Source organism: Nocardioides speluncae (assembly GCF_003121585.1).
Lineage (GTDB): Bacteria > Actinomycetota > Actinomycetes > Propionibacteriales > Nocardioidaceae > Nocardioides > Nocardioides speluncae.
In genome coordinates, this window is record NZ_QEOO01000036.1 from 373327 (window position 1) to 386106 (window position 12780).

Annotated in this window: 14 protein-coding genes; 11 read left to right on the forward strand and 3 right to left on the reverse strand. The window is 70.6% G+C overall.

The annotated features are described in order from the left end of the window. The first annotated feature begins 11 nt into the window (after positions 1-11). Complete coding sequence (locus DDV73_RS19710; protein WP_109508943.1) at positions 12-509, forward strand: GNAT family N-acetyltransferase; 498 nt, start codon at positions 12-14, stop codon at positions 507-509. Here DDV73_RS19710 and DDV73_RS19715 read toward each other — a convergent pair whose 3' ends face one another. From DDV73_RS19715 to DDV73_RS19725, 3 genes are read right to left on the reverse strand one after another with little or no spacing between them, the layout of a single operon-like run. Then, positions 510-1283 (reverse strand): maleylpyruvate isomerase family mycothiol-dependent enzyme, encoded by a 774-nt coding sequence (locus DDV73_RS19715; RefSeq protein WP_206050963.1) that lies wholly within the window; start codon positions 1281-1283, stop codon positions 510-512. A 10-nt stretch (positions 1284-1293) separates the two neighbouring features. Beyond that, complete coding sequence (locus DDV73_RS19720; protein WP_109508944.1) at positions 1294-1884, reverse strand: TetR/AcrR family transcriptional regulator; 591 nt, start codon at positions 1882-1884, stop codon at positions 1294-1296. A 57-nt stretch (positions 1885-1941) separates the two neighbouring features. After that, a complete protein-coding gene (locus tag DDV73_RS19725; protein WP_109508945.1) occupies positions 1942-2742 on the reverse strand; it encodes a maleylpyruvate isomerase family mycothiol-dependent enzyme in 801 nt (266 codons plus the stop codon). Between the two features lie 73 nt (positions 2743-2815). Between DDV73_RS19725 and argC the strand changes: the two genes are divergently transcribed. The 10 genes from argC to DDV73_RS19775 are packed head-to-tail and all read left to right on the forward strand — an operon-like array spanning position 2816 to position 12512. Further along, a complete protein-coding gene (argC, locus tag DDV73_RS19730; RefSeq protein ID WP_109508993.1) occupies positions 2816-3856 on the forward strand; it encodes an N-acetyl-gamma-glutamyl-phosphate reductase in 1041 nt (346 codons plus the stop codon). Then, positions 3853-4296 carry an ACT domain-containing protein gene (locus DDV73_RS19735; RefSeq protein WP_109508946.1) on the forward strand — a complete coding sequence of 148 codons (444 nt, stop codon included), beginning with the start codon at positions 3853-3855 and terminating at the stop codon, positions 4294-4296. Before argC ends, DDV73_RS19735 begins: the two co-directional genes overlap by 4 nt. Beyond that, entirely contained in the window at positions 4293-5441 is a 1149-nt protein-coding gene (gene argJ / locus DDV73_RS19740; protein WP_109508947.1) for a bifunctional glutamate N-acetyltransferase/amino-acid acetyltransferase ArgJ, read from the forward strand. The genes DDV73_RS19735 and argJ overlap by 4 nt, the downstream gene beginning before the upstream one ends. Further along, complete coding sequence (gene argB, locus DDV73_RS19745; protein ID WP_109508948.1) at positions 5438-6364, forward strand: acetylglutamate kinase; 927 nt, start codon at positions 5438-5440, stop codon at positions 6362-6364. The genes argJ and argB overlap by 4 nt, the downstream gene beginning before the upstream one ends. After that, on the forward strand, positions 6361-7566 hold the full coding sequence (locus tag DDV73_RS19750) for an acetylornithine transaminase (RefSeq protein WP_276310136.1): 1206 nt from the start codon (positions 6361-6363) through the stop codon (positions 7564-7566). The genes argB and DDV73_RS19750 overlap by 4 nt, the downstream gene beginning before the upstream one ends. After that, positions 7563-8489: an ornithine carbamoyltransferase gene (argF, locus tag DDV73_RS19755; protein ID WP_109508949.1), complete on the forward strand. Its 927-nt coding sequence runs from the start codon at positions 7563-7565 to the stop codon at positions 8487-8489. The genes DDV73_RS19750 and argF overlap by 4 nt, the downstream gene beginning before the upstream one ends. After that, positions 8486-9046, forward strand: a complete 561-nt coding sequence (locus tag DDV73_RS19760) for an arginine repressor (protein WP_109508950.1) — start codon at positions 8486-8488, stop codon at positions 9044-9046. Before argF ends, DDV73_RS19760 begins: the two co-directional genes overlap by 4 nt. Further along, on the forward strand, positions 9043-10473 hold the full coding sequence (gene argG / locus DDV73_RS19765; protein ID WP_109508951.1) for an argininosuccinate synthase: 1431 nt from the start codon (positions 9043-9045) through the stop codon (positions 10471-10473). The genes DDV73_RS19760 and argG overlap by 4 nt, the downstream gene beginning before the upstream one ends. Beyond that, positions 10445-11902 (forward strand): argininosuccinate lyase, encoded by a 1458-nt coding sequence (argH, locus tag DDV73_RS19770; protein ID WP_109508952.1) that lies wholly within the window; start codon positions 10445-10447, stop codon positions 11900-11902. The genes argG and argH overlap by 29 nt, the downstream gene beginning before the upstream one ends. After that, entirely contained in the window at positions 11886-12512 is a 627-nt protein-coding gene (locus DDV73_RS19775) for a DNA-3-methyladenine glycosylase (RefSeq protein WP_109508953.1), read from the forward strand. Before argH ends, DDV73_RS19775 begins: the two co-directional genes overlap by 17 nt. Positions 12513-12780 lie beyond the last annotated feature (268 nt).

Consider the following 12780-nt stretch of genomic DNA (forward strand, 5'->3'; position numbering starts at 1 on the left):
GGGGAGAGGCGATGACCGCGATCCGCAACTTCCAGCAGACCGACCTGGACGCGCTCGGCACCCTGCACGCTGTCACCCGGCGGACGGCGTACGCCGACCTGCTGCCGGAGTCGGCGCTGGCGCAGATCACTCCCGAGGCGCTGATCGAGTACTGGGCCGAGCGGCTGCCGATCCAGGAGGAGCCCTTTCGGATCCTGGTGGCCGACAAGGCGGGCAAGCTGGTCGGATTCGCGATGGCCAGTCGGCACGGCGACGTCGCCGAGCTCACCGCGATTCACCTGCACCCCGACCACCAGGGCAGCGGCCTCGCCGCCCGGCTGCACGACGCGATCCTCGAGGTGATGCGCCAGTGGCGCTGCCGGTCGACGTACCTCTGGGTGGTCGTCGGCAACGAGCGTGCCCAGGCGTTCTACCGCAAGCGTGGCTGGAACCCCGACGGCACCGTGATCAGGAGCTCGATCGGCGCCGGCGTCGACGCCGACCTGGAACGCTGGACCCGCACCGTCTGATCAGAACGGCACCCACACGCCGGGTAGGCCTTCGACGGAGCCGCGGCCCGACAGCACCCGGCAGAACTCGACGGCGTCGGCCTCGATGACCTCACCGCCATCACCCGATGACCAGTGGCCGCCCGCAGGTCCGGTGAGCGTGAGGTCGAACGGCTGACCGTGCCGCCCGGACCATTCCGCCACGACATCGGCGACCAGGATGCCGTCGTGCTCGGCGCTCAGCAGCATCGGCTGGCCGGTCGCGAGCGCGATGTCCGAGCGGTGCATCCATGGGTCGCGGGTCAGGATCGTGTCGAACATGAACCCCATCTCCCAGACCTCCGGAGCGGTGCCGCCCGGTCCAGGGTCGGTCACCGTGCGGGAGCGCACGAAGCCCGGCGTACGGCGACGGCCGGCGACCGCCTTCGGCGCGAGCCGGCGGTACGTGCTGGTGACCTCGGCGTGGCTGAGGTTCGCGTTCTTGCGCACCTGCAGCGCGGTGAGCTCGTCGATCATCAGCCGGCCGGACTTGCGCGCGGTGCGATTGGCGGCGACCTGCTGGCGGATCATCTCGGGCACGCTGGCGGCCATCTGCACCATGCCGAGGCAGTGGCCCGCCATGTCGCGAACCGTCCACTCCGGGCAGCTGGTCGGCAGCGACCACTCGGCGCCGTCGAGAGCGTCGAGTGTGTCGGCGAACAAGCCGTACTCGGCGGCGGCCAGCTCCATTGCGAGCGGCCGGTCGAAGCCGCTGCGGAACGTGGTCGTGGCAGGCGGGTTGTCGGTGTCGGTCATGGTGGGCTCCTCACAGTCCAAGGTGGTCGGCGAACATGCCGACGGCCCGGTCGAGCAACCGGGAGTAGCGGTCGCCGCCGGGGTCGTTGGCGAGCTGGGCGTCGACTAGCCCGCCGATCAGTGCCGAGAAGAGGTCGAGGTCGGCATCGTCGCGGATCCCGATCTCGGCCATCGTGCGCCGAGCCTGCTCGAAGGTCGCGACCGAGGGAGCGTAAGCCTCCGGGCTCGGCTCGAAGTCGGCGCTGATCCGCACGTTCATCAGCTGGTTCCGGGCCAGGTCGGCGACGGCGTATTCGAAATAGGCGTGACTCATCCACAGCAGTCGCGCCCGGGGCTCGGCCGGCATTCGGCTGGCTGCGTCGGTCATCGCCTCGAGGCAGCCGGTCCAGGCCTGGCCGAACATGGCGTCGTAGATCGCGTTCTTCGAGGCGAAATGGGAATACAGCGACGGCGGTCGCATCCCGACTCGCTCGGCGACGTCTTTGAGGGTGAGTGCGGCGATGCCCTTCTCGTGGGCCACCGCCCAGGCGGCGTCCAGGATCTCCCGCCGTGTTGCCTCACGACGTTCGGCAATCCGATCGCGACTAGGAGTTCCTAACATGATTAGGAGAATCCTCCGCGCCAGTCCTCATGTCAAGGGCGGGCGAGCGCCAAAGTTCTAGTTGATCGGCTGGTCGATGAGCGCGCGGAACCGGTCGCACGTCTCCGGGTCGCCGCCGAACTCGACATCCGCGGCGTCGCGCCGCCGTCGCCACAGCCAGGTGTCGAGCGCTTCGGCCGTCCCGGACATCGTGGCCACGGGCTCGCCCGGCAGCGACTCGACGACGTTGATGTCGTCCTCGTCGTAGGACTTCCCGTCCTCGTCGGTGCCGGTGAAGCGTCCGAAGACGACCAGCATCGAGTCGCCGGTGTCGGTGACGTCGACCCGGATGGCGGTATCCGACGGGGTGAATGTGCCCCACGGCGGGCAGCCGCCGTACATCACGCCCAGCACCTCGTGTACGCCGTCCGCGGCCAGCGCGGCGTCCAGGGGAGTGACCGCTCCGGCGGCCAGCTCGGCGTCCAGGCGGTGGATCAGCGCCTCGTGGGCCTGGCGCCTGATGATGAAGCCGACGGTCTGGTCGCTGTCGTTCCAGGTCCACGCGTACTCCGCCGGATCCGCCCCCGCCAGCGCGTCGGTCAGCCGGGCCGAGGTCTGGTCGAACAGCGTCAGCAGCTCGGCATGGGTACCAGGACGCTCGGGGTCGGTGTAGCTGTCGGGGCTGGCGTCCGGCCGGCCGGCGACCATCGTCGCCCAGTGGTCCTGCACACCGATCAGGTGCCAGAGCAGGTCGCCCGCGTTCCAGTCCGGGCAGGACGGGACCCGAGCCTCCGGGTCGCAGTCGGTGAGGACCGCGCGGAACCGTGCGGACTCGGTACGGATGTGGTCGACGTAGCGCGGGAAGTCAAGGAGAGTCACGAGCGGACGCTAACCCGCCGGCCTGGTGATCGGCATATCCATTATGCGAAGCCATGCATGACCGTGTATGTTCATGCACATGACTACACGCCTCACCGCCGCCGTCGCCGGCGCCAGCGGGTACGCCGGGGGAGAGGTTGTCCGGGTGCTCGCGGGGCACCCCGGTGTCCAAGTCGGTGTCCTGACCGGGGGAGCCAACGCGGGGGAGCGGCTCGGGCCGCTCCAGCCTCACCTGGTCCCGTTCGCCGACCGCGTCCTCGAGCCGACCACGGCGGAGACACTGGCCGGCCACGACGTGGTGTTCCTCGGCCTGCCGCACGGCCAGTCCGCCGCGCTCGCCGAGCAGCTCGGCGAGGACACCCTGGTCATCGACTGCGGGGCGGACTTCCGGCTGACCGACCCGACGGTGTGGGCGCGGTTCTACGGCGGCGAACACGCCGGCTCCTGGCCCTACGGCCTGCCCGAGCTGGCTGGTCAGCGGGACCTGCTGCGGACCGCCCGGCGGATCGCCGTACCCGGCTGCTACCCGACCATCAGCACGCTCACGCTCGCCCCGGCGCTCGCCGCCGGCCTGGTCGAGCCGGACGTGGTCGTCGTCGCCGCGAGCGGCACCAGCGGCGCGGGCAAGGCCGCCAAGCCGCACCTGATGGGCAGCGAGGTGATGGGCAACGCCACGGCGTACGGCGTCGGCGGCAGCCACCGGCACACCCCCGAGATCGCCCAGAACCTCGGCCTGCTCACCGACGCGGACGTCTCGGTCTCCTTTACGCCGCTGCTGGTGCCGATGCCGCGCGGCATCCTGGCCACCTGCTCGGCGCCGCTGGCCGCCGACGTCACCGCCGACGAGGCGTACGCGGCCTACGCGAAGGCCTACGCGGACGAGCCGTTCGTGCACCTGCTGCCGCCCGGCCAGTGGCCCCAGACCAAGGCGGTCACCGGCTCCAACGCCGTCCACCTCCAGGTGACCGTCGACGCTGCCGCCAAGCGGCTGGTCGCGGTCGGCGCGGTCGACAACCTCACGAAGGGCACGGCCGGCGCGGCCGTGCAGTGCATGAACCTCGCCCTCGGTCTCGACGAGACCACCGGACTCTCCACGATCGGACTGGCGCCATGAGTGACGACTTTTCGCAGGTCGAGCCTGTCGAGACCACCTACACGATCAGCCGGTTCCCCGAGAAGCTGGCGATCGTCCGGCTCGGCCCCGGGGCGGAGGTCCCGGCCTGGGCGGAGTCGTCGAGCCTGTTCTCGGTCACCGCGACCGCCAACGAGACCTCGCTGATCTGCGCCACCCGGAGCGTGCCGACCAAGGTGCCGGCGATCAAGCCGCTGACGGCGTTCATGGTTCACGGTCCGCTGGAGCCGGACCTGGTTGGCGTACTGGCCGGCCTGCTCGTGCCGCTCGCCGAGCGGGGCATCACGGTGTTCCCGCTGTCGACGTTCGACACCGACTGGATCCTGATCCCCTACAACGACGCCGACCGCGCGGCCGAGGCCTGGCGCGAGGGTGGCCACACGGTCGCCGAGGCGGTCCCGGCGAAGGGACCCAAGAAGTGAGCGTCACGCATCCGGCCGGCTTCGCAGCCGCGGGCATCGCGGCCGGTCTCAAGGCGAACGGCAACAAGGATCTCGCCCTGGTCGCCAACCAAGGCCCTGCCTACGACTCGGCCTCGGTCTTCACCGCCAACCGCTGCCAGGCGAACCCGGTGCTGTGGAGCAAAGAGGTCGTCAAGAACGGTGTGGTGAAGGCGGTGGTGCTCAACTCCGGCGGCGCCAACTGCTACACCGGCCCGGACGGCTTCCAGACCACGCACGCCGTCGCCGAGCAGGTGGCCGCCGGGCTCGGCATCGGCGCGGTCGATGTGGTGGTCTGCTCCACCGGCCTGATCGGGCTGGCCAACGATCGGCAGCTGCTGCTCGACGGGGTCGACGCCTGCGTCGCCGGACTGGGCCCGTACGGCGCGGACGCTGCCGAGGCGATCATGACCACCGATTCGGTCAGCAAGCAGGTCGTGGTGGAAGGGCCCGGCTGGTCGATCGGCGGGATGGCGAAGGGCGCCGGCATGCTCGCGCCGCAGCTGGCGACGATGCTCGTCGTACTCACCACCGACGCGGTCGTCCCCGCGCCCGACCTTGACCGGGCGCTGCGCGCCGCCACCCGGGTCAGCTTCGACCGGCTCGACTCCGACGGCTGCATGTCGACCAACGACACCGTCACCGTGCTGGCCAGCGGCGCCAGCGGGATCACCCCGCCCCCGGACGACTTCACCGCCGCTCTCACCCAGGCCTGCACAGACCTGGCGATGCAGCTGCTCAAGGACGCCGAGGGCGCCGACCACGAGATCGCGATCACCACGATCAACGCGGCCACCGAGGACGACGCGGTCGAGGTCGGCCGCAGCGTCGCCCGGAGCAACCTGTTCAAGGCGGCGGTCTTCGGCAACGACCCCAACTGGGGCCGGGTGCTGGCCAGCATCGGTACGACGGACGCGGCGTTCGACCCGGCCGACCTCGACGTCGCGATGAACGGGGTCTGGGTGTGCCGGCAGTCCACCCCGGCCGCCGACCCGGCGACAGTCGACCTCAAGCCGCGCGAGGTCAGCGTGACCATCGACCTCAAGGCCGGCTCCGAGCGGGCGACCGTCTGGACCAACGACCTCACCCACGCCTACGTCCACGAGAACAGCGCCTACTCCTCATGAACAGCTATCACCCGGCCAAGCCGGACCCTGCCAAGGCGGCCACCCTCGCCGCCGCGCTCCCGTGGCTGATGACCTACCACGGCAAGATCATCGTGGTGAAGTACGGCGGCAACGCGATGACCGACGACAAGCTGAAGCACGCCTTCGCCGAGGACATCGCCTTCCTGCGCTTCGCCGGCTTCAAGCCGGTCGTCGTCCACGGTGGCGGCCCGCAGATCTCGCAGATGCTCGACAAGCTCGGCATCGAGTCGGAGTTCCGCGGCGGGCTCCGGGTCACCACGCCCGAGGCGATGGACGTCGTCCGGATGGTGCTGGTGGGCCAGGTCCAGCGGGAGCTGGTCGGCCTGATCAACATGCATGGACCGCTCGCGGTCGGGCTCTCCGGTGAGGACGCCGGCCTGTTCACGGCGACCCCGACCAACACCATCGTCGACGGCGAGGAGGTCGACCTCGGCCTGGTCGGCGACGTCACCAAGGTGCGGCCCGAGGCGGTGCTCGACCTGGTCGAGGCCGGCCGGATCCCGGTGATCTCCAGCGTCGCGCCCGACGAGGACGGCGTGGTCCACAACGTCAACGCCGACACCGCCGCCGCCGCGCTCGCGGTGGCGCTCGGCGCGGAGAAGCTGCTGGTACTCACCGACGTCGAGGGTCTCTACCTCGACTGGCCCACCAGCGACGACGTGATCGGCGAGATCAGCCCGGAGTCGCTGGCCGCGCTGATGCCGAGCCTGGCGAGCGGGATGGTGCCGAAAATGGGCGCCTGCCTGACCGCCGTACAGAACGGCGTGCCGCGTGCGACGGTGGTGGACGGCCGCGAGCCGCACGCCGTACTCCTGGAGATCTTCACCGACGAAGGAGTCGGCACCCAGGTGCTGCCCGGCGTCGAGACCAAGACCCGCAAGGCGAAGGAGGCGCTCCTGTGACCCCACCGACGACCAGCACAGACTGGCAGCAGCGGTACGCCGCGGCGCTGATGAACTCGTTCGGCCCGCCCAAGCTGGTGCTGACCCGGGGGAGTGGCGCCCGCGTCTGGGACGCCGACGGCAAGGAGTATCTCGACCTGCTCGGCGGGATCGCAGTCAACTCCCTCGGCCACGCCCATCCCGCGGTCCTCGAGGCCGTGGCGACCCAGCTCGGCACGCTCGGCCACATCTCCAACTTCTTCGCCTCCCAGCCCCAGGTCGAGCTCGCCGAACGCCTGCTCGGGCTGCTCGGCACGCCCGGCCGGGTCTTCCTCTCCAACTCCGGCGCCGAGGCCAACGAAGCCGCGCTCAAGCTGACCCGGCTCACCGGCCGCACCGAGATCGTCTCCACCACCGGCGCCTTCCACGGCCGGACCATGGGCGCAGTCTCGCTGACCGCGAAGGAGGCCTACCGGGCGCCGTTCGAGCCGCTGCCCGGCGGAGTCACCTTCGTTCCGTACGGCGACGCCGAGGCCCTGGCGACTGCGGTCACCGACAAGACCGCGGCGGTGGTGATGGAGCCGGTGCAGGGCGAGGCGGGGGTCGTGGTCCCACCGCGCGACTACCTGGCCGCCGCCCGGCGGATCACCCAGCAGCACGGCGCGCTGCTCTGGCTCGACGAGATCCAGACCGGTGTCGGCCGGACCGGCACCTGGTTCGCCCATCAGAACCCAGCGCTGTTCGACGAGCCGTTCGTCGAGGCCGACATCGTGACGCTCGCCAAGGGCCTCGCGGGCGGCATCCCGATCGGCGCCACGATCGCGACCGGGGCGACTGCTCTTCTCTTCGAGCCGGGCAACCACGGCACCACGTTCGGCGGCAACCCGGTCGCCGCGGCCGCCGCGCTCGCCGTGCTCCACACCATCGAGGCCGACGACCTGCTCGACCAGGTCCGCAAGACCGGTCAGGCCCTTAGCAACGCGCTCGCTGCCGAGCCGGGTGTCTCCGAGGTCCGCGGCGAGGGCCTGCTGATCGGCGCGGACCTCGCCGAGGAGATCGCGCCGGCTGTCGCCGCGGCCGCCCTGGAGGCAGGCTTCATCGTCAACAGCACCGGCCCGCACACGCTCCGCTTCGCGCCCCCGCTGATCCTGTCCGAGGACGACGTGGCCGCGTTCGCAGCCGCCTTGCCGGGGATCCTCGCCGCCGCCAAGGAGGCGTCGTGACCCGTCATTTCCTCCGCGACGACGACCTGACCCCGGCCGAGCAGGCCGAGGTGCTGGCGCTCGCCGCAAAGCTCAAGCAGGCGCCGTACGACGAGAAATCACTTGCCGGCCCGAAGTCGGTCGCGCTGATCTTCGACAAGCAGACCCTGCGCACCCAGGCGTCGTTCAGTGCCGGCATCGCCGAGCTGGGCGGCTTCCCGATGGTCGTCGATGGGCGGCTGGCCGGCATCGGGTCCCGTGAGTCGGTCGCGGATGTGGCCCGGGTGCTGGGGCGGCAGACCAGCGTGATCGTGTGGCGGACCTACGAGCAGGCCAAGCTCGACGAGATGGCTGCCTACGCCGGCGTCCCCGTCATCAACGCGCTCACCGACGAGTTCCACCCGTGCCAGCTGCTTGCCGATCTGCAGACCGTCGCCGAGCACCGCGGCGAGCTCGCCGGCGTGACTGTGTCTTTCCTGGGCGACGGCGCCTCCAACATGGCGCACTCCTGGCTGCTTGCCGGCACCACCGCCGGCATGCACGTCCGGATCTCCGCGCCCGCCGGATTCGAGCCGGACCCGGCCATCGTGGCCCGGGCCACCGAGATCGCGGGGGAGACCGGCGGGTCTGCCCGCTACCTCGTCGACCCGGCGGCGGCCGTGGCGGGCGCCGACGTGCTGGTCACCGACACCTGGGTCTCGATGGGCAAGGAGGGCGAGGCCGAGCAGCGGACCGCGACCTTCGCGCCGTACTCGCTGACGGTGCCGCTCGCCGCCCTCGCCAGACCCGATGCGATCGTGCTGCACTGCCTGCCGGCGTACCGCGGCAAGGAGATCGCCGCCGACGTCATCGACGGGCCGCAGAGCGTGGTGTGGGACGAGGCCGAGAACCGCCGGCACGCCCAGAAGGCGCTGATCACTTGGCTGGTCGGGAGCGGGCGATGAACGACTCGGCGCTGAGCCCGCTCACCAAGAACGCCCGCCAGCAGCGGATCATCGACCTGCTCGAGCAGCGTGAGGTGAAGTCGCAGACCGAGCTCGCCGACCTGCTCTCCGGCATCGGCATCCACGTCACCCAGGCCACCCTCAGCCGGGACCTGGTCGAGCTGGACGCGGTCAAGGTCCGGGCCGGCTCCGGCGCCCTGGTGTACGCCGTACCCGCCGAGGGCGGGGACCGGACGCCGGCACCCGCCCGCGAGACCGCCGCTGCCGGTAGCCGGCTGGCGCGGCTCTGCGGCGAGCTCCTGGTGAGCGCCGAGGCCAGCGCCAACCTGGTCGTCCTCCGAACGCCGCCGGGTGCGGCGCAGTTCCTGGCCAGCGCGTTCGACAAGGCCGAGCTGCCCGCCGTACTCGGCACCATCGCCGGCGACGACACCGTGCTGGTGATCGGCCGCGACCCCGTGGGCGGCGACACGCTCGCCCGACATTTCCTGGCGCTGGCCAACGGCGCCACCACCGAGCACACCACCACAACCACCACGAACAGAAAGAGAACGTCGTGAGCAAGGTCCTCACCACCCTGCCGAAGGGTGAGCGCGTCGGCATCGCCTTCTCCGGCGGCCTGGACACCTCGGTCGCCGTCGCCTGGATGCGTGCGATGGGCGCTGTACCCTGCGCCTACACCGCCGACCTGGGCCAGTACGACGAGCCCGATATCGACAGCGTGCCCGAGCGTGCCATCCAGTACGGCGCCGAGTTGGCGCGCGCGGTCGACTGCAAGCCGCAGCTGGTCGAGGAGGGGCTGGCCGCGCTCGCGTGCGGTGCCTTCCACATCCGCTCCGGCGGCCGCGCGTACTTCAACACCACACCGCTCGGCCGCGCCGTCACCGGCACCATGCTGGTCCGGGCCATGCACGACGACCAGGTCGACATCTGGGGCGACGGCTCGACGTTCAAGGGCAACGACATCGAGCGGTTCTACCGCTACGGACTGCTCGCCAACCCGGAGCTGCGGATCTACAAGCCGTGGCTGGACGCCGACTTCGTCAACGAGCTCGGCGGCCGGGCGGAGATGAGCCAGTGGCTGACCGAGCACAACCTGCCCTACCGCGCGGTCAAGGAGAAGGCCTACTCCACCGACGCCAACATCTGGGGTGCGACCCACGAGGCGAAGACGCTGGAGCACCTCGACGTCTCCCTGGAGACGGTCGAGCCGATCATGGGCGTGAGGTTCTGGGACCCGGCCGTGGAGATCGCGGCCGAGGACGTGACGATCCGGTTCGACCGCGGCCGGCCGGTGGCCATCGACGGTACGACCTACGCCGACCCGGTCGCGCTGGTCGACAAGGTCAACGAGATCGGCGGCCGGCACGGCCTCGGCATGTCCGACCAGATCGAGAACCGGGTGATCGAGGCCAAGTCCCGTGGCATCTACGAGGCGCCCGGGATGGCGCTGCTCTGGATCGCCTACGAACGGCTGCTCAATGCCATCCACAACGAGGACACCATCGCCAACTACCACGCCGAGGGCCGCCGGCTCGGCCGGCTGCTCTACGAAGGCCGCTGGCTGGACCCGCAGGCGCTGATGCTGCGCGAGTCGATCCAGCGCTGGATCGCTTCGCTGGTCACCGGCGAGGTGACGCTGCGGCTGCGCAGGGGAGAGGACTACACCGTGCTGCGCACCGACGGGCCGGCGTTCTCCTACCACCCCGACAAGCTGTCGATGGAGCGCACCGAGAACGCCGCGTTCGGCCCGAGCGACCGGATCGGCCAGCTCACCATGCGCAACCTCGACATCGCCGACTCGCGGGCCAAGCTCGAGCTGTACGCCACCCAGCCTCTGGACCAGGGCCAGGTGCTGGTCGAGCACGGCACCCTGTTTGGAGAGCTGCCCGCCGGCGGCGCCGAGCAGATCGCCGAGAACCCGTCCGTCGAGGGCGACGAGGAGCTCGCCCTCGAGAATGCCGCCATGGAGTTCGGAACCGACTGACGTGAACCCCAACAAGGACACGACCAACACCGGCAAGCTCTGGGGCGGCCGGTTCGCCTCAGGACCGAGTCCCGAGCTGGACGCGCTGTCGGTCTCTACCCACTTCGACTGGCGGCTGACGCCGTACGACCTGGCGGGCTCGGCCGCGCATGCCAACGCCCTGCACGCCGCGGGGCTGCTCAGCGACGCCGATCTGGCCGAGCTGCAGCGTGGGCTGGAGGCGCTCGGCAAGCGGTACGCCGCCGGCGAGCTGCTGCCCGACCCGTCCGACGAGGACGTGCACGGCGCGCTGGAACGGCTGCTGCTGGACGAGGTCGGCACCGAGGTCGGCGGCCGGCTGCGCGCCGGGCGGTCACGCAACGACCAGGTGGCCACGCTCTTCAAGGCGTTCCTCCGCGACCATGCGCGTACCATCGCCGGCCAGGTTCTCGACCTGGTCGCCGCGCTCCAGACGCAGGCATCAGCTCACCTCGGCGCCGTGATGCCGGGCCGTACCCATCTGCAACACGCGCAGCCGGTCCTGCTCTCGCACCACCTGCTGGCGCACGCCTGGCCGCTGATGCGCGACGTACAACGGCTGCGGGACTGGGACGCCCGGGTCGCCGCCGACTCGCCGTACGGCTCCGGCGCGCTGGCCGGCTCCAGCCTCGGCCTCGATCCCCGCGCGGTTGCCGTCGAGCTTGGCTTCACCGACTCCTCGGCCAACTCCATCGACGGCACCGCCGCCCGCGACTTCGTGGCCGAGTTCGCCTTCGTGACCGCGATGGTAGGCGTCGACGTCAGCCGGCTCGCCGAGGAGGTCATCCTCTGGGCGACGCGTGAGTTCGACTTCGTGCGGCTGCACGACTCCTGGTCGACCGGGTCGAGCATCATGCCGCAGAAGAAGAACCCCGACATCGCCGAGCTCGCCCGCGGCAAGGCCGGCCGGCTGATCGGCAACCTGAGCGGGCTGCTTGCCACCCTGAAGGCGCTCCCGCTCGCCTACAATCGCGACCTTCAGGAGGACAAGGAGCCGGTGTTCGACTCCGTCGACACCCTCGAGGTCCTGCTCCCTGCCTTCACCGGGATGGTGGCGACCCTGTCGTTCAACACCGAGCGGATGGCCGAGCTGGCGCCGCAAGGCTTCTCGCTGGCCACCGACGTCGCTGAGTGGCTGGTCCGGCAGCGGGTGCCGTTCCGGGTGGCCCATGAGGTGGCCGGTGCCTGTGTACGCCGGTGCGAGGAGCTCGGCATCGAGCTGCACGAGCTGACCGACGACCAGCTCGCCGAGATCTCGCCGGACCTCACCCCAGACGTGCGCGAGGTGCTGTCCGTCGACGGATCGGTGGCGTCGCGGGTCGGACGTGGCGGCACCGCGCAGGTACGGGTCGCCGAGCAGCTCGACGAGCTCGCCGCCGCCGTGGACGTGCATCGTGGCTGGCTCGGCTGACCTCGCCGATCTCCTCGCCGGCCCGGTCCTCGAGGTCGCACCGCGCCTCCTCGGCGCGGTGATCCGGCATAGCGAGGTCGCCATCCGGCTCACCGAGGTCGAGGCGTACGACGGTGCGCACGACCCCGGCTCGCACGCGTTCCGTGGCCGGACGCCGCGCAACGCGGTTATGTTCGGCCCGCCCGGCCACCTGTACGTCTACTTCACCTACGGCATGCACCACTGCGCGAACGTGGTGACCGGCGCCGACGGGACGGCGTCAGCGGTGTTGCTGCGGGCCGGCGAGGTCGTCGCGGGCCAGGAGGTCGCGCGTGAACGACGCGGCAGCGCCCGCGATCGCGACCTCGCGAGAGGGCCTGCACGCCTGTGTCAGGCGCTCGGCCTCACCCTCGCCGACAACGGCGTGGACCTCTCGAGCGGGCCGGCGCTCCTCGAGCTCAACGGCGGTCCGAGGCCGCCCGACACGGTCCGAACCGGGCCGCGGGTCGGCCTGCGACAGGCCGCCGAGAGGCCCTGGCGGTTCTGGTTCGACGGCGATCCGACCGTGTCGCCGTACCGCCCCGCAGGGCCGCGACGTAAACGATTTGGCATGTCGCCGCCGAGTGAGTAGTGTTTCTCCTCGTCGCCACCGCGGCCCCTTCCTCTGGCTCACCAGCCAACCGGACAGGGGATCAGTGCGTGCTGACACGGATCGCTCGCTCTTCGGTTTGACCGCGGGGCCAAGATCCGGTAAGTTTTTGCAGGTTGCCCCGGACGCGGTCTTGGATGACTGTGCAGGTGTGCGTCTGATGTTTGAGAACTCAACAGTGTGTCATTTAGTCGATGAATTAGTTTGTAGATGTTGCCTGCCTGTGCCCTTTGGGTGTGGGTGGGTGTCC